This window comes from Nocardioides sp. WG-D5 (assembly GCF_054031175.1).
The window spans coordinates 2,146,602-2,165,439 of the sequence record NZ_CM132928.1 but is presented as its reverse complement, the minus strand read 5'-3'; the positions used below and the strand labels follow the sequence as shown (position 1 = coordinate 2,165,439).

21 protein-coding genes are annotated in these 18,838 nt (G+C 69.2%); 13 read left to right on the top strand and 8 right to left on the bottom strand.

Going from position 1 to position 18,838, the window contains the following annotated elements; all coding sequences use genetic code 11:
* Window positions 1-12 precede the first annotated feature (12 nt).
* The 4 genes from ACWZJV_RS10575 to ACWZJV_RS10560 all read right to left on the bottom strand — a co-directional run bounded on the left by ACWZJV_RS10575 (window position 13) and on the right by ACWZJV_RS10560 (window position 3,471).
* A complete protein-coding gene (locus ACWZJV_RS10575) occupies window positions 13-1,263 on the bottom strand; it encodes a sulfate adenylyltransferase subunit 1 (protein ID WP_008360683.1) in 1,251 nt (416 codons plus the stop codon).
* A complete protein-coding gene (cysD, locus tag ACWZJV_RS10570; RefSeq protein WP_008360685.1) occupies window positions 1,263-2,177 on the bottom strand; it encodes a sulfate adenylyltransferase subunit CysD in 915 nt (304 codons plus the stop codon). Before cysD ends, ACWZJV_RS10575 begins: the two co-directional genes overlap by 1 nt.
* A gap of 155 nt (window positions 2,178-2,332) precedes the next feature.
* On the bottom strand, window positions 2,333-3,184 hold the full coding sequence (locus ACWZJV_RS10565; RefSeq protein ID WP_457181390.1) for a HipA N-terminal domain-containing protein: 852 nt from the start codon (window positions 3,182-3,184) through the stop codon (window positions 2,333-2,335).
* Complete coding sequence (locus ACWZJV_RS10560) at window positions 3,184-3,471, bottom strand: type II toxin-antitoxin system Y4mF family antitoxin (protein ID WP_457181389.1); 288 nt, start codon at window positions 3,469-3,471, stop codon at window positions 3,184-3,186. Before ACWZJV_RS10560 ends, ACWZJV_RS10565 begins: the two co-directional genes overlap by 1 nt.
* 89 nt (window positions 3,472-3,560) lie before the next feature.
* Between ACWZJV_RS10560 and ACWZJV_RS10555 the strand changes: the two genes are divergently transcribed.
* Together ACWZJV_RS10555 and ACWZJV_RS10550 are read left to right on the top strand one after the other, a co-directional pair.
* Window positions 3,561-4,727, top strand: coding sequence for a nucleotide sugar dehydrogenase (locus tag ACWZJV_RS10555; RefSeq protein ID WP_457181388.1), 1,167 nt, complete (start codon window positions 3,561-3,563; stop codon window positions 4,725-4,727).
* 141 nt (window positions 4,728-4,868) lie between these two features.
* Window positions 4,869-5,246 carry a phosphomannose isomerase type II C-terminal cupin domain gene (locus ACWZJV_RS10550; RefSeq protein ID WP_457181387.1) on the top strand — a complete coding sequence of 126 codons (378 nt, stop codon included), beginning with the start codon at window positions 4,869-4,871 and terminating at the stop codon, window positions 5,244-5,246.
* A gap of 84 nt (window positions 5,247-5,330) precedes the next feature.
* On the opposite strand, the gene rfbA is transcribed toward ACWZJV_RS10550, so the two are convergent.
* Window positions 5,331-6,203, bottom strand: a complete 873-nt coding sequence (gene rfbA, locus ACWZJV_RS10545) for a glucose-1-phosphate thymidylyltransferase RfbA (RefSeq protein WP_008360697.1) — start codon at window positions 6,201-6,203, stop codon at window positions 5,331-5,333.
* A gap of 94 nt (window positions 6,204-6,297) precedes the next feature.
* Between rfbA and rfbB the strand changes: the two genes are divergently transcribed.
* On the top strand, window positions 6,298-7,296 hold the full coding sequence (gene rfbB / locus ACWZJV_RS10540; RefSeq protein ID WP_457181386.1) for a dTDP-glucose 4,6-dehydratase: 999 nt from the start codon (window positions 6,298-6,300) through the stop codon (window positions 7,294-7,296).
* On the top strand, window positions 7,297-8,679 hold the full coding sequence (locus ACWZJV_RS10535) for a sugar nucleotide-binding protein (RefSeq protein ID WP_457181385.1): 1,383 nt from the start codon (window positions 7,297-7,299) through the stop codon (window positions 8,677-8,679).
* Between the two features lie 121 nt (window positions 8,680-8,800).
* On the opposite strand, the gene ACWZJV_RS10530 is transcribed toward ACWZJV_RS10535, so the two are convergent.
* Entirely contained in the window at window positions 8,801-9,736 is a 936-nt protein-coding gene (locus ACWZJV_RS10530) for a sulfite exporter TauE/SafE family protein (RefSeq protein WP_457181384.1), read from the bottom strand.
* Between the two features lie 28 nt (window positions 9,737-9,764).
* Here ACWZJV_RS10530 and ACWZJV_RS10525 point away from each other — a divergent pair, with 28 nt between their 5' ends.
* The 3 genes from ACWZJV_RS10525 to ACWZJV_RS10515 all read left to right on the top strand — a co-directional run bounded on the left by ACWZJV_RS10525 (window position 9,765) and on the right by ACWZJV_RS10515 (window position 11,835).
* Window positions 9,765-10,721 (top strand): asparaginase, encoded by a 957-nt coding sequence (locus ACWZJV_RS10525; protein ID WP_457181383.1) that lies wholly within the window; start codon window positions 9,765-9,767, stop codon window positions 10,719-10,721.
* Window positions 10,722-10,862: 141 nt separating this feature from the next.
* A complete protein-coding gene (locus tag ACWZJV_RS10520) occupies window positions 10,863-11,306 on the top strand; it encodes a helix-turn-helix domain-containing protein (RefSeq protein WP_008360704.1) in 444 nt (147 codons plus the stop codon).
* Window positions 11,284-11,835, top strand: a complete 552-nt coding sequence (locus ACWZJV_RS10515) for a hypothetical protein (protein WP_008360705.1) — start codon at window positions 11,284-11,286, stop codon at window positions 11,833-11,835. Before ACWZJV_RS10520 ends, ACWZJV_RS10515 begins: the two co-directional genes overlap by 23 nt.
* A gap of 122 nt (window positions 11,836-11,957) precedes the next feature.
* Here ACWZJV_RS10515 and galE read toward each other — a convergent pair whose 3' ends face one another.
* Window positions 11,958-12,935: a UDP-glucose 4-epimerase GalE gene (galE, locus tag ACWZJV_RS10510; RefSeq protein WP_008360706.1), complete on the bottom strand. Its 978-nt coding sequence runs from the start codon at window positions 12,933-12,935 to the stop codon at window positions 11,958-11,960.
* Between the two features lie 43 nt (window positions 12,936-12,978).
* On the opposite strand from galE, the gene ACWZJV_RS10505 reads away from it, so the two are divergent.
* From ACWZJV_RS10505 to ACWZJV_RS10480, 6 genes are read left to right on the top strand one after another with little or no spacing between them, the layout of a single operon-like run.
* Window positions 12,979-13,647 (top strand): dihydrofolate reductase family protein, encoded by a 669-nt coding sequence (locus ACWZJV_RS10505; RefSeq protein WP_457181382.1) that lies wholly within the window; start codon window positions 12,979-12,981, stop codon window positions 13,645-13,647.
* A gap of 28 nt (window positions 13,648-13,675) precedes the next feature.
* Entirely contained in the window at window positions 13,676-14,434 is a 759-nt protein-coding gene (locus tag ACWZJV_RS10500; RefSeq protein ID WP_196872723.1) for an enoyl-CoA hydratase-related protein, read from the top strand.
* A 47-nt stretch (window positions 14,435-14,481) separates the two neighbouring features.
* Window positions 14,482-15,234 (top strand): DinB family protein, encoded by a 753-nt coding sequence (locus tag ACWZJV_RS10495; RefSeq protein WP_457181381.1) that lies wholly within the window; start codon window positions 14,482-14,484, stop codon window positions 15,232-15,234.
* Between the two features lie 55 nt (window positions 15,235-15,289).
* Window positions 15,290-16,672, top strand: a complete 1,383-nt coding sequence (locus ACWZJV_RS10490; protein ID WP_457181380.1) for a cytochrome ubiquinol oxidase subunit I — start codon at window positions 15,290-15,292, stop codon at window positions 16,670-16,672.
* Window positions 16,669-17,667, top strand: a complete 999-nt coding sequence (locus ACWZJV_RS10485) for a cytochrome d ubiquinol oxidase subunit II (protein WP_457181379.1) — start codon at window positions 16,669-16,671, stop codon at window positions 17,665-17,667. Before ACWZJV_RS10490 ends, ACWZJV_RS10485 begins: the two co-directional genes overlap by 4 nt.
* Window positions 17,668-17,722: 55 nt before the next feature.
* A complete protein-coding gene (locus tag ACWZJV_RS10480) occupies window positions 17,723-18,094 on the top strand; it encodes a YrdB family protein (protein ID WP_457181378.1) in 372 nt (123 codons plus the stop codon).
* Here the strand turns inward: ACWZJV_RS10480 and ACWZJV_RS10475 are convergent.
* Window positions 18,042-18,779 (bottom strand): helical backbone metal receptor, encoded by a 738-nt coding sequence (locus ACWZJV_RS10475; protein ID WP_457181377.1) that lies wholly within the window; start codon window positions 18,777-18,779, stop codon window positions 18,042-18,044. The two genes, ACWZJV_RS10480 and ACWZJV_RS10475, sit on opposite strands and share 53 nt — an antisense overlap.
* Window positions 18,780-18,838: the final 59 nt, after the last annotated feature.

Here is an 18,838-nt window from a genome sequence, read left to right as displayed (position 1 = left end):
GCTGAACGCTCGCTAGTCGTTGATCATGCCCGCGCCGACGGTGACGCCAGTCGCCTCGTCGATGAGGATGAAGGAGCCGGTGGTGCGGTTCTTCGAGTAGGGGTCGCACAGCAGCGGCTTGGTGGTGCGCAGCTGGACGCGGCCGATCTCGTTGAGGCCGAGCTCCTTGGTCTCCAGGTCACGGTGCAGCGAGTTGACGTCGAGGCGGTACTGGATGTCCTTGACCAGCGCCCGCGCCGAGTTGGAGGTGTGCTTGATGGCCAGCTTCTGCCGCGGACGCAGCGGAGCGGTGGTCATCCAGCAGATCATCGCGTCGATGTCCTGGCTCGGCTCCGGGGCGTTCTTGACCCGCGAGATCATGTCGCCACGGCTCACGTCGACGTCGTCCTCGAGGCGGACCGTCACCGACATCGGTGGGAACGCCTCGGGGATCTCCTGGTCGAACAGGTCGATCCCGGCGATCTTCGACGTCATGCCCGAGGGAAGCACCATGACCTCGTCGCCCGGCTTGAGCACGCCACCGGCGACCTGGCCCGCGTAGCCGCGGTAGTCGTGGTGGTCGTCGGACTTCGGCCGGATGACGTACTGCACCGGGAGGCGTACGTCGACCAGGTCGCGGTCGGAGGCGACGTGGACGTGCTCGAGGTGGTGCATGAGCGTGGGCCCGGAGTACCACGACATGTTCTCGGAGCGCTGCACCACGTTGTCACCCTGGAGCGCCGAGATCGGGATGACCTCGAGGTCCGGGATGTTGAGCTTGGTCGCGAACGCGGTGAACTCGGCGGAGATCTTCTTGTAGACCTCCTCGGAGTAGTCCACGAGGTCCATCTTGTTGATGCACAGGACCAGGTGGGGCACGCGCAGCAGCGAGAGCAGCACCGCGTGGCGGCGCGACTGCTCGGTGAGGCCGTGACGAGCGTCGACCAGCACCAGGCCGAGGTCGGCGGTGGAGGCACCGGTGACCATGTTGCGCGTGTACTGCACGTGGCCCGGGGTGTCGGCGATGATGAACTTGCGGTTGGGCGTCGCGAAGTAGCGGTAGGCCACGTCGATGGTGATGCCCTGCTCGCGCTCGGAGCGGAGCCCGTCGGTCAGCAGCGAGAGGTCCACGTAGCCGTGGCCCTTGTCCTGCGAGGTCTTCTCGACCGATTCCAGCTGGTCGGTGAAGATCGACTTCGAGTCGAACAGCAGCCGCCCGATGAGGGTGGACTTGCCGTCGTCGACCGAGCCGGCGGTGGCGAACCGCAGGAGGTCCATGGCCATCAGAAGTAACCTTCCTTCTTGCGGTCCTCCATGGCGGCCTCGGAGAACCGGTCGTCACCGCGGGTCGCGCCACGCTCGGTGACCCGGGCGGCGGCGACCTCCTCGATGATCTCGGGGATGGTGGAGGCGGTCGACTCGACGCAGCCGGTCAGGGTCATGTCGCCGCAGGTGCGGTAGCGGACGGTGCGCTCGGTGACGACCTCGCCCTCCCGGAGCGGGTTGAGCGGGGTCTCGGTGAGCAGCATGCCGTCGCGCTCGAAGACCCGGCGCTGGTGGGCGAAGTAGACCGACGGGATCTCGATGCCCTCGCGGCCGATGTAGTCCCAGATGTCCAGCTCGGTCCAGTTGGAGATCGGGAAGACCCGCATGTGCTCGCCCTCGTGGAGGCGGCCGTTGTAGAGCGACCAGAGCTCGGGGCGCTGGTTCTTCGGGTCCCATTGGCCGAACTCGTCGCGGTGGGAGTAGACGCGCTCCTTGGCGCGGGCCTTCTCCTCGTCGCGGCGACCGCCACCGAAGGCGGCGGTGAAGCCGTTCTCCTCGATCGCGTTCAGCAGCGTGGGGGTCTGCAGGCGGTTGCGCGAGGTCTTGCCGTCGTCGACGACGATGCCGCGCGCGATGGCGTCATCGATGCTCGCGATCACCAGGCGTACGCCCAGGCGGCTGACCCAGCGGTCACGGGTCTCGGCGACCTCGGGGAAGTCGAGGCCGTTGTCGATCTGAAGGACCGGGAACGGGATCTTGGCAGGGAAGAAAGCCTTCTCCGCAAGTCGCAGCATCACGATGCTGTCCTTGCCGCCCGAGAACATCAGGACAGGCTTCTCGAACTCTGCCGCGGCCTCGCGGAAGATGTGGATCGACTCGGCTTCCAGCTGGTCGAGCTGGCTGAGCCGGTAGTCGGCGTGTGTTGCAGTCATTACGGAACCAGAGGACCTCTCCGTCAGGTTGAGGCGCCCATGCTAGTGGCGGCTTCCACGGCACGGCGAAATGTCCCATCCCCGCGTGGGCTGGAATCCGAGTGTACGCAGCAGCGGGTGTCCATCAGGGGACACCACCCGCACGGTGAGATGCGTCAGCGCCGCGGCGCCACCGCGACCCGGTCCCCGGCCAGCAGGAAGGCGACCCGGTCGATGTCGTCGACCGGCTCCTGGCTCAGCCCGAGACGGAGGAACAGCTCGCGTACGCCGCCGGGATCCGGGTCCTCGTCCGGTCGCAGCCCCAGCGCCTGCCGGAGCGTCTCGGCATGGATGCGCCGGCCGCCGAGGCGGTCCCAGCGCTCCGCGACGAGCGCGGGCTGTGCGCCGAAGCTGACCAGCTCGGTGCGGGTGGCGGGGATCCCGGCGGCCCGGGCCCGGGCCAGGTCCTCGATCAGCCCCGTGGCCTCCTCGGGCGTCGTCGGTCGCAGGATGTGCGTCGACGGATGCTCGTACGTCGGCCAGAACCACTTCCCCGAGGCCCGTCGCAGCGCGAACTTCCCCTGGTGACCACCGAGGGAGAACCGTGGCCGGGCCCGCTGGTCGAGCCACGAGGTGGGCTGGTTGCGCAGCGCCGCGAGCCGGGTCGCGATCTCGGGCAGCGGCGCCTCGACGGGATGCGGCGCCCGGCGCCAGGGCAGGTCGGGGTCCGCCGAGAGGGAGACCGCACCGGCGAGGTCGTCGCCGTAGGAGGCGAGCAGCGTCATCGGCTCGGTGTCCGGCAGCCCTCGCTCGCGCGCCCATCGGCGGCGTACGTCCTCGTGGGCTGGCAGCAGGTTGTCGAGCCAGGCGCGGGCGGCTCCCGGCGACAGGGCCGGGCCGGTGCGGGGGAGGGAGAGCGAGATGGGTGTGGGGCCGGCGGACTCGGCGTAGGTGAAGTCGATCTGCTCGCCGGTCTGGCGGAAGGTGCCGATCCGGCGGCGGCCGGCGAAGGCGTACAGCTCTCGCATCAGGGGTTCACGAGGCAGTGGGCGAGGACGACGTCGAGGTCGACGTCCTCCAGCGGCGGGGCGATCGGGGAGAGCTGCGTGGGGGCGAGGTAGACGTCGAGGACCTCCAGCAGCGCGAGGGCCTTGCCGAGCTCGGCGCGCGGGTGGCCGGACTCGACGTCGACCACGAACCGCCGGCCCACGCCGGCGCGGTGGGCCAGGTCTCCCTGGGTGAGGCCCGCGCGGCGCCGGGCCGCGCGCACGGCCGACCCGAAGGCGGCCGGTGAGGTCAGGTACGGCGACGGCACGGTGAACACTTTAGACGATGTTCCCGTACGGGAACATGGATGGCGAAACAAGCTGGGGCCCGCCTCGAACCGATGCTTACAGTCCGAACATGAAGATCACCGTTGTCGGCGTGGGCTACGTCGGGATGTCGCTCGCCGTTCTGCTCGCGCAGAAGCACGAGGTCGTCGTCCTGGACATCTCCCAGGAGCGGGTCGACCTGGTCAACGCCGCCAGGACGCCGATCGAGGACGCCGAGATCACCAGCTTCCTGGCCACCAAGGAGCTCAGCCTGCGCGCGACCCTCGACAAGGAGGACGCCTACGCGGACGCCGCCTACGTCATCGTCGCCACCCCGACGAACTACGACGAGGCCACGAACTACTTCGACACCTCCAGCGTCGACGGCGTGATCGCCGACGCGGTGACCTACGCGCCCGAGGCGGCGATCGTGGTGAAGTCGACCATCCAGGTCGGCTACATCGCGGCCAAGCGCGAGCAGCACCCCGAGGCGACCCTCTTCTTCAGCCCCGAGTTCCTGCGCGAGGGCAAGGCGCTCCACGACAACCTGCACCCCTCCCGCATCGTCGTCGGCGACGACTCCGCGGCCGCGAAGGGCTTCGCCGAGCTGCTGCTCGAGGGCTCCCTCGAGCCCGACGTACCGGTGCTGATGACCGGCGCCACCGAGGCCGAGGCGATCAAGCTGTTCGCCAACACCTACCTGGCGCTGCGGGTCGCCTACTTCAACGAGCTCGACACCTACGCCGCCACCCACGGCCTCAACACGACCCAGATCATCGAGGGCGTCGGCCTGGACCCGCGGATCGGCTCGCACTACAACAACCCGAGCTTCGGCTACGGCGGCTACTGCCTGCCGAAGGACACCAAGCAGCTGCAGGCCAACTACCGGGACGTCCCGCAGAACCTCATCTCGGCGATCGTCGAGGCCAACACCACCCGCAAGGACTTCGTCGCGACCGACATCCTGCGCCGTGAGCCCCAGGTCGTCGGCGTCTACCGGCTGATCATGAAGTCCGGCTCGGACAACTTCCGCGAGTCCTCGATCCAGGGTGTGATGAAGCGGATCAAGGCCAAGGGCGTCGAGGTGGTCATCTACGAGCCCGAGCTCGACGAGCCGGAGTTCTTCCACTCCGAGATCATCAAGGACCTCGACGAGTTCAAGCAGCGCGCCGACGTGATCATCGCCAACCGGCGCACCGACGTGCTCGCCGACGTCGCCGACAAGGTCTACACGCGCGACATCTACGGGCGCGACTGAGCCGCTGCGGCGGCGGAGAACTGCTCCCGTGGGCGACCTGCGGGTAACGGACCGGTGAACATCGGCTCGCAATGAACCGTGCGCGAATGCGTACAGTTATGGTCGCGTCTTCTGCTCAGTGTCTAGGAATGAGGCAACATCATGGCTGGTGACTCCGAGACCCGCCCCTGGGGTTCGTGGCATGTCATCGACATCGGTCCGGGTTACAAGGTGAAGCGGATCGAGGTGCTGCCCAACAGCCGCCTCTCCTATCAGACCCACACCCACCGCTCCGAGCACTGGGTGGTCATCTATGGCAAGGCGACCTGCATCATCGACGGCGTGACCACCATCGCCGGCCCCGGTGAGTCCGTCGACGTCGGCGTCGGCCAGGCCCACCGGATCTGCAACGAGACCGACGAGCCGCTCTCGATCATCGAGGTCCAGCGCGGCGGCTACACCGGCGAGGACGACATCGTCCGCCTCGAGGACGACTTCGGCCGGGCCGAGGCGGAAAAGAAGGTGGCCGCGGAGGCCTGAGTCAGCTGTAACACGCTGTTACAAGCACTATCCGGTCGTTCAGAACGACCGGATAGTGCTACGAACAGCGTGTTACACGCCTGCTCAGGCCAGCAGACCGAGCAGGTACTTCCCGTAGCCGCTCTTCAGCAGCGGCTGGGCGAGCTCGGAGAGCTCCTCGTCGGAGAGCCAGCCCTGGCGCCAGGCGACCTCTTCGGGAGCGCCGATCTTGGTGCCCTGGCGGTGCTCGATGGCGCGGATGAAGTTGGCGGCCTCGTTGAGGTCCTCGAGGGTGCCGGTGTCGAGCCAGGCGGTGCCGCGGGGCAGCACCTCGACCGAGAGGGTGCCGGCCTCCAGGTAGATCCGGTTGAGGTCGGTGATCTCGAGCTCGCCGCGCGCGGACGGCCGCAGGTTGCGGGCGTGCTCGACGACCGAATTGTCGTAGAAGTAGAGGCCGGGGACGGCGTACGGGCTCTTCGGCTTCTCGGGCTTCTCCTCGAGCGAGACCGCCTTGAAGGACTCGTCGAACTCGACGACGCCGTAGGCCCGCGGGTCGGCGACGCGGTAGCCGAAGACGGCGCCGCCGTGGATGGTCTTGAAGCGGGCCAGCTGGGTGCCGAGGCCGGGGCCGTAGAAGATGTTGTCGCCCAGGACGAGGCCGACGCCGTCCTCGGACTCGTCGAGGAAGCCGACGTCGGCGCCGATCGTGAACGCCTGGGCGAGGCCGTCGGGGGAGGGCTGCTCGGCGTAGCTGATGTTGACGCCGAGGTGGCTGCCGTCACCCAGGAGCCGGTGGAAGCCGGAGGCCTCGTGAGGCGTCGTGATCACCAGGATGTCCCGGATCCCGGCCAGCATCAGCGTGGTCAGCGGGTAGTAGATCATCGGCTTGTCGTAGATCGGCATCAGCTGCTTGCTGATCGCGAGAGTGATCGGGTGCAGACGTGAGCCGGTGCCTCCGGCGAGGATGATGCCCTTCATGGTCACTTGATCCTACGGATGTTCACCCCACGTTCTAGGGAACCCACCGGGGCGAGGCGACCACCGGGTGGTTAATTCTGCCTACGATGAACCGGTGAGACGGATTCTTGTGACAGGCGGTGCCGGGTTCATCGGCTCCAACTTCGTGCACCACCTCGTGGCCAACACCGATGCGTACGTGACGGTGCTCGACAAGCTGACCTATGCCTCCTCGGAGGCGTCGCTCGCCGGGCTCCCGGAGGACCGGGTGAAGCTGGTGGTCGGCGACATCGCCGACGCCGCGGTGGTCGAGCCGCTGGTCGCGGAGTCGGACGCGGTGGTGCACTACGCGGCCGAGTCGCACAACGACAACTCGCTCTCCGACCCGGCGCCGTTCGTCCAGACCAACATCGTCGGCACCTTCGTGCTGCTCGAGGCCGTCCGTCGTCACGAGGTGAGGTTCCACCACGTCTCCACCGACGAGGTCTACGGCGACCTCGACCTCGACGACCCCAAGCGGTTCACCGAGGACACCCCCTACCAGCCGTCCTCGCCCTACTCGGCCACCAAGGCCGGCTCCGACCACCTCGTCCGCGCCTGGGTGCGCTCCTTCGGCGTCCGCGCGACGATCTCCAACTGCTCCAACAACTACGGCCCCTGGCAGCACGTCGAGAAGTTCATCCCGCGTCAGATCACCGAGGTGATCGAGGGCCGCCGGCCGCGCGTCTACGGCGACGGGCTCAACGTCCGCGACTGGATCCACACCGACGACCACTCCTCGGCCGTCTGGACGATCCTGGAGAAGGGCCGGATCGGGCAGACCTACCTGATCGGCGCCGACGGCGAGAAGTCCAACGTCGACGTCGTCCGCGCCATCCTGCGCCACTTCGGCAAGCCCGAGGACGACATCGAGTGGGTCACCGACCGCGCCGGCCACGACCGTCGCTACGCCATCGAGTCCGGCAAGCTGCGCAGCGAGCTCGGCTGGGAGCCGAAGTACCAGGACTTCGACAAGGGCCTGGCCGCGACGATCGCCTGGTACCAGGAGAACGAGGCCTGGTGGTCGCCGCTCAAGCACGAGACCGAAGCCAAGTACGCCGCGAAGGGGCAGTGAATGTCCGACCTCGCCGTTGAGCAGACGCCGATCCCGGGTCTGCTGGTCGTCCATCTGCCCGTGCACGGAGACGCCCGCGGCTGGTTCAAGGAGAACTGGCAGCGCGAGAAGATGATCGCGCTCGGGCTCCCCGACTTCGGGCCGGTGCAGAACAACATGTCCTTCAACGCCTCGCGCGGTGCGACCCGAGGCATCCACACCGAGCCGTGGGACAAGTTCGTCTCGGTCGCGTGCGGGCGGGTGTTCGCGGCGTGGGTCGACATGCGCGAGGGTTCGTCGTTCGGGACGACCTTCTCGGTCGAGATCGGTCCGGAGACCGCGGTCTTCGTGCCGCGTGGGGTCGGCAACTCCTACCAGGCGCTGGAGGACCGCACCGTCTACTCCTACCTGGTCAACGACCACTGGCGTCCGGGGCACGCCTACCCGGCGCTCCATCTGGGGGACGAGACGGCGGCGATCCCGTGGCCGATCCCGCTGGACTCCGCAGAGATCTCCGAGAAGGACAGGGCCAACCCGCGCCTGGCCGAGATCACCCCGATGAAGCCGAAGAAGACGCTCGTCATCGGGGCCAACGGCCAGCTCGGTCGCGCGTTGACCGCCGTCTTCCCGGAGGCCGACGCGGTCGACCTCGACGAGCTGGACATCTCCGACGAGAAGGCGGTCGCGGCCTGGCCGTGGGCCGACTACCAGCTCATCCTCAACGCCGCCGCCTACACCGCGGTCGACGTCGCCGAGACCCCCGACGGCCGGCGCACCGCCTGGGCGGCCAACGCGACCGCGCCGGCGCTGCTCGCCCGGGTCGCGACCGAGCACCGGCTGACCCTGGTCCACTACTCGACCGAGTACGTCTTCGACGGCACCGCCACCGAGCACACCGAGGACGAGCCCGTCTCGCCGCTCGGTGTCTACGCCCAGTCCAAGGCGGCCGGCGACATCGCCGTCGCCGGCACCCCGCGCCACTACATCCTGCGCACCTCCTGGGTCGTCGGCGACGGCAAGAACTTCGTACGCACCATGGCGGCTCTCGCCGAGAAGGGCGTCTCGCCCACCGTGGTCGACGACCAGATCGGCCGGCTCACCTTCACCGACACGCTCGCTGCGGCCACGGCTCACCTGCTGCGGTCCGGGGCTGCGTACGGGGTCTACAACTGCACCAACGCCGGCGAGCCGTGCTCGTGGCGCGACATCGCCGCTGAGGTGTTCTCGCTGTCCGGGCGTGACGCGGCCGACGTGGGTGCGACCTCGACCGAGGCCTACTTCGCCGGCAAGGACGGCGTCGCCCCGCGGCCGCTCAACTCGGTGATGTCCCTCGACAAGCTCACCGCCACCGGCTTCGAGCCCGAGGACCACCTCGACGCCCTGCGCCGCTACCTGAAGGCCTGACCGCCGAGTCGGCGCATCTGCCCCGTCACAACACGCCGACTCGGCGCATCTGTCCCGACGTGTGGGGCAGACGCGCCGACTCGATGACGTGTGGTGAGACAGACGCGCCGACTCGGCGGGGCTACTTCTCGACGCGCTCCGGGAGCCGCCAGGCGGCGGCGTTGTTGTCGAAGGGCGCCAGGCCGCGCGACTGCCGGATGAAGCCCCACAGGAGCGGGCCGAGGAGCAGCATCGCGCCACCGAGGAGCAGCAGGAAGGTGGCGTCGGCGCCGAGCATCTTGGCGCCGGAGAGTGTCAGCATGATGACGATGCCGCGCCGGATGACCGACTGGGAGACCCAGCGCGCCATCCTGGAGCCGAGGAAGGTGCCGGGGGTGCCACCGAGGATGAGCGGGATCAGCACCGCCCACTCCACGCCGTGGTTGATCACCTGGCCGATCGCGGCGGCGAGCACGAGCGGCACCGCCTGGACCAGGTCGGTGCCGACGAGCTTGACCGCCGAGAGTGTCGGGTAGACCAGCAGCAGCGCGATCATGATGACCGAGCCGGAGCCGACCGAGGTGATGCCGACCAGGAGGCCGCCGAGCGCGCCGATGACGACGGTGAGCAGGGGCTTCAGGCGGGGATCTTCCTCGGGAGCCTCGTTGCCGCCGGTGACCAGACGCAGCTGCAGGTACATCCGGAACATGTAGGACGCCGCCGCGAACAGCAGGGCCCCGCCGAGGACGAGCTTGAGGAAGTGGTCGGTGTCGCCGGGCGCCAGCTTGTGGACGAATGTGCCCAGGAACGCGCACGGCACCGAGCCGATGATCAGGTAGGTCGCCAGCCGGATGTTGGGTGAGCCGTGGCGCCAGTGCACCGCGGCGCCGACCGACTTGTTGACCGAGGCGGCGACGAGGTCGTTGGCGACCGCGGTCGTCGGGGGCACCCCGAGGAAGATCAGCGCCGGCGTCATCAGGGCGCCACCGCCCATGCCGGTCAGCCCGACGACGATGCCGATGCCGAAGCTGACCACGAGCACGCTGAACGCGTCTTGGGTGAGGAGGTCGGCAAACACGGGGCAACTCTCACATAGTCTCGCCCCCATGCCAGCACCCGTGCCGTTCGCCGAGATCGTCCGCTCCGACTTCGTCGAGGGACACCACTACGGATCCGCCGTCTCCCTGGTGGCCGACGGCAGCGTGGGGTGGTCGATCGGCGACGTCGACTCCCCGATACTCCCGCGCTCCTCGAACAAACCGGTGCAAGCCCTCGCGATGGTGATCCTCGGCCTCGACCTGCCGCCCGACCTGCTCGCCCTCGCCTGCGCCTCCCACTCGGGGGAGGCGTTCCACCAGGAAGGCGTACGCCGCATCCTGGCCACCGTCGGCCTCGACGAGTCCGCGCTCGGCAACATCGAGGACTACCCGTTCGGCGTGGAGGCACGGGAGGAGGCGCTCCGTCGCGGCGAGGCGAAGAGCCGGCTGGCGATGAACTGCTCCGGCAAGCACGCCGCGATGCTCGCCACCTGCGTCGCCGCCGGCTGGCCGCTCGAGGACTACCTGGACCCCAAGCACCCCCTCCAGGAGGGGATCCAGGAGGTGCTCGAGGCGTGCCCCGGCGAGGCCGCGTACGTCACGGTCGACGGTTGCGGCGCACCGGCGCTGACGACGTCGCTGACCGGGCTCGCGCGGGCGTTCTCGACCATCGCCTCGGCGGTCGACGGGCCGGGTGCGCGGGTCGCCGAGGCGATGCGGTCCCACCCGGAGTACGTCTCGGGCACCACCCGCGACGAGGTGGCGCTGCACAGGGCCGTACCGGGGCTGATCGGCAAGCTGGGTGCCGAGGCGGTCTACGCGGTCGCGCTGCCCGACGGCCGTGCCTGGGCGCTGAAGGCCGACGACGGTGGCGACCGGGCGCGCGCGGTCGTGATGGCCGCCGCCCTGCTGCGCGACGGGGTCGGTGACCTGGACGGGGTCGACGCCGACGCCCTGCGCGCGACGGGGGTCGCGCCGATCCTCGGCGGCGGCCGCCCGGTGGGGGAGATCCGCGCGCTGCTGTGAGGTGCTAGCGGCCCGCTAGCGAGGCCGCGGCACATGTTTCGAGCGCGTTTCCGCCGGTTGACGCAGCAACTAGTGGGTGATGTGTGTCACTTCGGTTGCTCAGGCCTTGTGTTTGCTAGCAATTGTTAGCACACTGGAGTCATGGTCAAGAGCAAGGTCACGAGTGCGGTCGGCACGCTCGGCGAGTATCTGAAGGAACAGAGGATCTCTGCCGAGATGTCTCTGCGTCAGCTCGCCGACCAAGCAGGCGTGTCCAACCCCTACCTCAGCCAGATCGAGCGTGGTCTGCGCAAGCCATCGGCTGAGGTCCTCCAGCAGATCGCCAAGGCGCTGCGGATCTCGGCGGAGCAGGTCTACGTCCGTGCCGGGATCCTCAGCCCTGACTCCAACGTCGGAGGGTCCGTGGAGCTCGCGGTCCTCGCCGACCCGAGTCTGACCGAGCGGCAGAAGCACTCGCTGCTCGACGTCTACCACTCGTTCCTTGCTCTCAACAGTCGTGTCACCGACGATGCGCCGGCCGCCGATGAAACCGACGAAGCACCCCATCACGAGGAGAACCCAGATGCCCACGCTGCCCAAGATTGAGACCACCAAGCCGCTCAACGCCGTCGCCGGTGTTGCCGACCTCGCCTACGAGACCGTCAAGGACTTCGCCACCGACCTGCAGAAGAAGGTCGACGGCTACCGCTCCGAGGCGACCACCAAGCTGACCGACGCCCGCGCCAAGGCGACCGAGAAGGCCACCGCCTACCGCACCCAGGCGACCGAGAAGGCGACCGCCGCCAAGTCGACCGTGACCGGCTTCGACCCGAAGACCCTCCCGGCCCTGGCCAAGGAGCAGTACACCGTCCTTCCCGAGAAGCTGAAGACCACCGTCAAGGCCAAGCTCGACGAGACCACCGGCTCCGCCACCGGCACCTACGACAAGCTCGCCACCCGCGGTGAGACCTTCGTCGCGAAGTTCAAGAAGTCCGAGGCCGTCGAGGCCCCGGTGGAGGCCCCCAAGGCCGAGGCTCCCGAGGCCGAGGCCCCGAAGGCCGAGGCCGCTCCGGCCGAGAAGCCGGCTCCCGCCAAGAAGGCTCCGGCCAAGAAGACGGCTGCCAAGAAGGCCTGATCCTGGCTCTGAAAAGCCCGACGGCTCACCGAGGTGACTCGGTGAGCCGTCACTGATTTCGTGGAGTTCCGCGAGGGGAGTGGGTGCCGACCGAGGTATCTCGGTGAGCATCCGGCCCGAGGTCAGCTCGGGTAGTCGGCCCCAGCCGCCTGACGGGCCTCCCAGGCCGTGGCGACCATGGAGCGCAGGTCGTGGCGCATCTCCCACTCGAGGTCGCGCCGGGCGAGCTCGCCGGTGGCGACGATGCGAGCGGGGTCGCCGGCACGGCGCGGCTTGATCACCGGCTCGAAGTCGATGCCGGTCACCTCCCGGATGGCGTCCATGATCTGCCGCACCGAGGAGCCGTCGCCGGAGCCCAGGTTGTAGACGGCCTCCAGATCCGCGCCCGAGGCGAGCCGCTTGGCGGCCACGACGTGGGAGTGGGCGAGGTCGGCGACGTGCACGTAGTCGCGTACGCAGGTGCCGTCGGGGGTCGGGTAGTCGTCGCCGTTGATCTGCGGTGTCTTGCCCTTGGCCAGCGCGTCGAAGACGAGCGGGAAGAGGTTGTGGGGGCTGGTGTCGTAGAGGTCCTTGCTCCCGGAGCCGACCACGTTGAAGTAGCGCAGCGACGTGTGCGCGAGCCCCTCGGCACGCGCCACGTCGGCGATCAGCCACTCGCCGATCAGCTTCGACTCGCCGTAGGGGCTCTCCGGGTTGGTCGGCGTGGTCTCGGTGACCAGGTCGACGTCCGGGGTGCCGAAGGTCGCGGCGGAGGAGGAGAAGACGAGCTTGTCGACACCGGTGGCCACCATCGCCTCGAGGAGGTTGGCGGTGCCGGTCACGTTCTGTGCGTACGTGTGCAGCGGCCGCTGCACCGAGACCCCTGCGTACTTGTAGCCGGCGAGGTGGATGACGCCCTCGACCCCGTTGTCGGTGATCGCCTGCTCGATCGCCGCCTTGTCCAGCAGCGTCGCCTCGACGAACGTGACGTTGTCGGGCACGAACTTCGCGAACCCGGAGGACAGGTCGTCGAGGACAACCGGCTCCATGCCTGCGTCGAGCAGCGCCTGCACGACGTGCGATCCGATGTAGCCCGCGCCTCCGGTAACCAACCAACTCATGCGAAGAAGATAGCGGCAGGTCCCAGCGCCTAACGTTGGCAGGGTGATCCTGCTGCGCGGTGACGGTGACCCGACGACCCCCGAAGGCCTGCGGGCCATCTACACGCCTCCCCGCCTGCCGTGGCTGCGGGTCAACATGGTCAGCTCCCTGGACGGCGCGGCGACCGGCTCCGACGGCCGGTCCGGCACGGTCAACAACGCCGTCGACGTCGACGTCTTCCACGTCCTGCGCGAGCTCGCCGACGTGGTCCTGGTCGGGGCGGGGACAGCCGTCGCCGAGACCTACACGGCCAAGGGCACGCCGATCGTGGTCGTCTCCCGTCGTGGCCGGGTGCCCGAGGACCTTCGCGGCTGCGAGCCCGGTGCGGTCCGGCTCGCCACGGTCGCGGAGGCGCCCGGCCTGGACGCCGCGCGCGACGAGATCGGCGAGGAGAACGTCTACGTCGTCGGCACCTCCGAGGTCGACCTGTCCGCCCTTCTCACCCGCCTGCACGAGGAGGGCCTGCGGCACGTGCTCTGCGAGGGCGGGCCGAGCCTCCTCGGCTCGCTGCTCGAGGCGGGGCTGGTCGACGAGCTCTGCCACACGATCACCCCCAAGCTGCTCGCCGGCGACGGCCGACGGATCGTGACGGGGCCGCCCACGGACGTACCGGTGTCCCTCGCGTCCCTCATCGAGCAGGACGGCACACTGCTCGGACGCTGGCTGCTCTGACTGCTGAGGTGCCCTACGCTCGGTTCCCGTGAGCGAGGACTTGGTAGTGGAGCGACGCCCCGGCGTCGTGCAGGTGACCTTCAACCGGCCGCAGAAGCACAACGCCTTCACCGCGGAGATGTACGGCGCGCTGCACGAGCTGTGCGACGAGCTCGCGCGGGACGAGTCGGTGAAGGTGCTGGTGCTCACCGGCACGGGTGGGCGGGCGTTCGCCGCCGGCAACGAGATCTCCGACTTCCTCTCCCGCGACGCCGTGGACTACGAGGACTGGATCCGCTCGCTGCTCGAGAAGCTCTTCGCCCTCCCGCAGGTCACCATCGCCGCGGTCGACGGGGTCTGTGTCGGTGGCGGGCTCGCGGTCGCGACCCACTGCGACCTGCGGGTCGCGACGCCCCACTCGCGCTTCGGCTACCCGATCGCGAAGACGCTCGGCAACGCGCTCGCGGCCTCCATCGTCTACCGTGCGGCAGCGGTCTTCGGCGAGCCGATCGTGCGAGAGATGCTCCTCGCCGCTCGGCTGATCAACGCGGACCGTGCCTACGCCACCGGGGCGCTCACCGCCGTCACGGACTCGCTGGCCGAGGAGGTCGACGCGATGGTCGAGGGCATCCTGGCGCTCTCCGGCGTCACCGTCCGGGCCACCAAGAGCCAGCTCGCTGCGTACGCCGCCCGCACCGAGGCCTCGCCGGAAGGCGACGAGGACCTGCTGCGCGAGGTCTACACCGGCGCGGACTTCAAGGAGGGCGTGCGCGCGTTCCTGGCCAAGGAGAAGCCCGCTTTCCGCTAGGCCCCTAACTCCGTTGACGGGTGGGCCGGGGCGGCCGACGATGGCGTATGCCCTCCGAGCAGACGTACGCCGAGACCGACCAGTTCCGCCGAGCGCTGATCACGCAGAGCGATCTCAGCGGTCTGGAGATCCGGGACTGCTGGTTCGAGGAGCGGCTGAAGATCGTCGACTGCTGGGGTCGCGACGTCTATCTCGGCGGTGACTTCGGGCGGGTCGTGGTCAACGACGTCGACGTGACGGCGTACGTCCAGTCCGAGCTCGACCGCGTCCACCCGTCACGCCGGCTCGCGCGCGAGGCGGAGACTGCCGACGAGATCCGCTCGGTCTGGAATCTGCTCGAGGCGGAGTGGGCAGCGACGATCGAGCGGGTCCGGGCGATGCCCGAGGAGAAGCGGCGCGAGCGCGTCGACGACGAGTGGTCGTTCGTGGAGACGCTGCGACACCTGCTCTTCGCCAGTGACAAGTGGTTCGGCAACTGTGTGCTCGAGGAGGACTCGCCCTACCACCCGCTCGGCTACGGTCCGGCGGGGACTGACGAAGGCACCGGGATCGACACCAGCGTCGAGGCGGCCTTCGACGAGGTGCTGGCTGCCCGGGCCGCGCGGATGGCGACGATCCGTGGCTACGTCGCGGGTGTCACCGACGAGGATCTCGACCGGCTCTGCCGACGGCGCCCGGTCGGCGGCTACACCGACGCGGAGTTCTCCGTACGTCGCTGCCTCAAGGTCGTCCTGAACGAGGAGGCCGAGCACCACCGCTATGCCGTACGTGACCTGGCGGTTCTCGCCTCGCGCGACTGAGGCCGTCGCCCCCGCCGTTGGTGACCGTTTGGTTCGGTGTGCTTAGGCTCGAACCGTGATCGCCGAAGCGCTTGCGCTTGCTGCCGAGGAGCCCGCCGGGCTCCTACCGGCGCGACAGCAGATGGCCTTCTCGCTCGGGTGGCACATCATCCTGGCCTGTTTCGGCGTCGCCTTCCCGAGCATGATCTTCGTCGTCCACCTCCTCGGTCTCCGTGGCAACGAGGTGGCGCTCACCCTGGCGAAACGGTGGGCGAAGGTCTCCGCGGTGCTCTTCGCGATCGGCGCGGTCTCCGGCACCGTGCTCAGCTTCGAGATGGGGCTGCTCTGGCCGGGGCTGATGGAGAAGTTCGGCGACGTCCTCGGGCTGCCGTTCGCGTTCGAGGGGCTCTCGTTCTTCACCGAGGCGATCTTCCTCGGCCTCTACCTCTACGGCTGGGGACGGATGTCGCCGCGCCTGCACCTGCTCTGCCTGCTTCCGATGGCCGCCGCCGGGATCTTCGGCACCTTCTGCGTCATCTCGGTCAACGCCTGGATGAACATGCCCACCGGCTTCCGGATCAACGCCGCGGGCGACGTTGTCGACGTCGAACCGTGGAAGGCGATGTTCAACCAGGGCGCGCTGCTGCAGTTCCTGCACATGTGGCTGGCCGCGTTCATGGTGGCGGGCTTCGTGGTCTCGGCGGTCTACGCCGCCGGTGCCCTGCGCGGGCGGCGCGACCGCCATCACCGGCTCGGCTTCACGGTGCCGTTCGTCTTCGCCTCGGTGGCGGCCGTGCTCCAGCCCGTCGTCGGCCACGTCCTCGGCATCCGCCTCGGCGAGACGCAGCCGGCGAAGCTGGCCGCCTTCGAGCTCGCCGAGACCACCGAGCAGCCGGCGCCGCTGCGCCTGGGCGGGCTGATGATCGACGGCGAACCGCGCTACTTCATCGAGATCCCCAACTGGGGCTCCTTCATCGCCCGCGGCAGCTTCGACCTGCCCGTGCGCGGGCTCGACACCTTCCCGGCCTCCGACGTCCCGCCGGTCAACATCACCCATCTCGCGTTCCAGACGATGATCGGCATCGGATCGCTGCTGATGCTGGCCGTCATCGGCTACTGGCTGCTGCGCTGGCGTGGTCGCGACCTGCTCGAGACCCGATGGTTCTGCTGGTTCGCGGTCGCCGCCGGGCCGCTGGCCGTGGTCGCGCTCGAGTCCGGCTGGGTCGCCACCGAGGTCGGGCGCCAGCCGTGGGTCGTCTACGACATCATGCGCACCATCGACGCCGCCGGTGACAACCCGGGTCTGTGGTGGGTCTTCGGCACGATGCTGGTGGTCTACACGCTGTTGACGATCGGTGCCGTCCTGGTGCTGCGCTCGATGGCGCGGCGGTGGCGCGAGGACGGCGAGGACCTGCCCAGCCCCTACGGTCCGGCGATCTCGGAGGACGGCCGCCGATGAGTCTGGAGGTGGCCGTCGCGGCGGCGCTGTTCGTCGGGGTCCTGGCGTACGCGCTGTTCGGCGGAGCCGACTTCGGGTCCGGCTTCTTCGACCTCACGGCCGGTGGGGCACGGCGGGGTGCGGAGCTCCGCACGCTGATCGACCACAGCATCGGGCCGGTGTGGGAGGTCAACCACGTGTGGCTGATCTACTGCCTGGTGGTGTGGTGGACCGGGTTCCCGGAGTCGTTCGCCGCGGTCATGACGACCCTGATAGTCCCGTTGCTGCTGGCGCTGCTCGGCATCGTGCTCCGTGGTGCGTCGTTCGCGTTCCGGAAGTACTCCGCGACGCTGTCCCAGGCCCGCACCTTCGGCGTCGTCTTCGCGACCTCCTCGATCATCACGCCGTTCTTCCTGGGGACCGTCGCCGGGGCGATCGCCTCCGGCCGGGTGCCTGCCGAGGGCTACGGCGACCGCTGGTCGTCCTGGCTGAACCCGACCTCGGTCTTCGGCGGGATCATCGCGGTCGGCACCTGCGCCTTCCTGGCCGGCGTGTTCCTCTGCGCCGACGCCGTACGTGGCGGAAAGCCCGCCCTCGCTTCGGCTCTCCGGGTCCGGACCCTGGGGGTCGGGCTGGCCACCGGACTGGTCGTCTTCATCGCGCTGATCCCGATCGAGATCGATGCGCCCACGCTGGCCGACGGGCTGGAGCGACAGGCCGCGCCGCTGATCATCTGCTCGTTCCTGGCCGGGGTGGCCACCTTGTGGCTGCTCTGGAAGAGACGTTACGCCCTCGCCCGGCTTCCGGCCCTGATCGCGGTGGCCACCGTGATCTCCGGCTGGGGAGTCGGGCAGTATCCGTGGCTCCTGGTCGACGAGGTCCGTCTCGCCGATGCGGGCGGGGCCGAGGCGACCCTGCAGGCGCTGCTGGTCGCCGTCGCGATCGCGGGGGTCGTGGTGGTTCCTCCGCTGGTCCTGCTGTTCCGGCTCACTCAGACCGAGCGGTGGAGCAGGTGATCCCCGACGACAGTATTCAGGCGCCGTACGCCTGGGCCGACCCTACGATGTCGCCGTGGCGGTCTTCGGCTGGTTCGTTCTGACTCTGGTGTTCATCGACGAGCTGCTGGCGATGGCCGCCTTCGGGGTCTGGGGCTGGCAGCACGAACCGAGGTGGCTGCTGGTCTGGCTGCTGCCGGTGGTGGCCATGGTCGCCTGGGGCCTGTTCGCCTCGCCCAAGGCGACGCGGAGCGGGCCGGTGATCCGGCCGGTGGTGAAGGTGATCGTCTTCGGGCTCGCCTCGCTGGCGCTCCTCGACGCCGGTCATCCGGGATGGGCGCTCGCCCTGCTGGTCTTCTCGGTCTTCGTCAACGGCCTGGCCCAGGTGCCGGCGATCAGCCGACTGCCCACCGATGGGCCTCGACGAGACTCGGTCCGTACCAGGTGATCAGCCGGCCGCTGACCAGCTCGGTCGGCGTCCGCGTGAAGGCCTCCGGGCCGTCCTCGGCGGTGAAGACGTACGGCTCGTCGGGGAGCAGCACCGCATCGGCTCCGGCGGCGTCGATCTCGGCCAGGTCGAGATGGGGGTAGCGGTCATCGTGCTGACCGAAGACGTTCTCCCAGCCCAGCCGCCGCAGCAGGTCGCCGGTGAACGTCCGTGACCCGACGACCATCCACGGGTCGCGCCAGATCGGCACCGCGATCCGGCGGCTGACCCGGGGGAGCGGCCCGCACCACAGCCGGCGGGCCTCCGTGAGCCAGTCCGGGCGCTCCCAGCCGATCCCGTCGAGAAGACGCTCCATCGATGCGACGGCCTGCGGCACGGTCTCGATGTCCGTCACCCAGACCCGGACGCCACGCTCCCGCAGTCGGCGTACGTCCAGCTCCCGGTTCTCCTCCTTGTTGGCCACCACGACGTCCGGCGCGAGCGCGGCGATCGCGGCCAGGTCCGGATTCTTGGTGCCGCGCACGCGGGGAACGTCCAGGTCGGCCGGATGCGTGCACCAGTCCGTCGCCCCGACCAGCCGGTCCGCCGCGACCGAGGCGAGCGCCTCGGTCAGCGACGGGACCAGCGAGACCACCCGGGTCGCGGGGCGTCGGCCGTCGTACGGGGTGCCTAGGTCGTCGCGCATGTTCACCAAGGTATGCAGGTCGGTCGTCACTTCCCGTGCGGAACTCCGCCAGGGGAGTG

Coding starts and splice junctions, on each gene's coding strand:
- ACWZJV_RS10565 (WP_457181390.1), bottom strand. CDS start 3,184: ATGCGAGAGCTGTACGCCTTCGCCGGCCGCCGCCGGATCGGCACCTTC.
- cysD (WP_008360685.1), bottom strand. CDS start 2,177: ATGACTGCAACACACGCCGACTACCGGCTCAGCCAGCTCGACCAGCTG.
- ACWZJV_RS10495 (WP_457181381.1), top strand. CDS start 14,482: ATGCCCTCCGAGCAGACGTACGCCGAGACCGACCAGTTCCGCCGAGCG.
- ACWZJV_RS10520 (WP_008360704.1), top strand. CDS start 10,863: ATGGTCAAGAGCAAGGTCACGAGTGCGGTCGGCACGCTCGGCGAGTAT.
- ACWZJV_RS10485 (WP_457181379.1), top strand. CDS start 16,669: ATGAGTCTGGAGGTGGCCGTCGCGGCGGCGCTGTTCGTCGGGGTCCTG.
- ACWZJV_RS10475 (WP_457181377.1), bottom strand. CDS start 18,779: ATGCGCGACGACCTAGGCACCCCGTACGACGGCCGACGCCCCGCGACC.
- galE (WP_008360706.1), bottom strand. CDS start 12,935: ATGAGTTGGTTGGTTACCGGAGGCGCGGGCTACATCGGATCGCACGTC.
- ACWZJV_RS10525 (WP_457181383.1), top strand. CDS start 9,765: ATGCCAGCACCCGTGCCGTTCGCCGAGATCGTCCGCTCCGACTTCGTC.
- ACWZJV_RS10555 (WP_457181388.1), top strand. CDS start 3,561: ATGAAGATCACCGTTGTCGGCGTGGGCTACGTCGGGATGTCGCTCGCC.
- ACWZJV_RS10515 (WP_008360705.1), top strand. CDS start 11,284: ATGCCCACGCTGCCCAAGATTGAGACCACCAAGCCGCTCAACGCCGTC.
- ACWZJV_RS10535 (WP_457181385.1), top strand. CDS start 7,297: ATGTCCGACCTCGCCGTTGAGCAGACGCCGATCCCGGGTCTGCTGGTC.
- ACWZJV_RS10550 (WP_457181387.1), top strand. CDS start 4,869: ATGGCTGGTGACTCCGAGACCCGCCCCTGGGGTTCGTGGCATGTCATC.
- rfbA (WP_008360697.1), bottom strand. CDS start 6,203: ATGAAGGGCATCATCCTCGCCGGAGGCACCGGCTCACGTCTGCACCCG.
- ACWZJV_RS10575 (WP_008360683.1), bottom strand. CDS start 1,263: ATGGCCATGGACCTCCTGCGGTTCGCCACCGCCGGCTCGGTCGACGAC.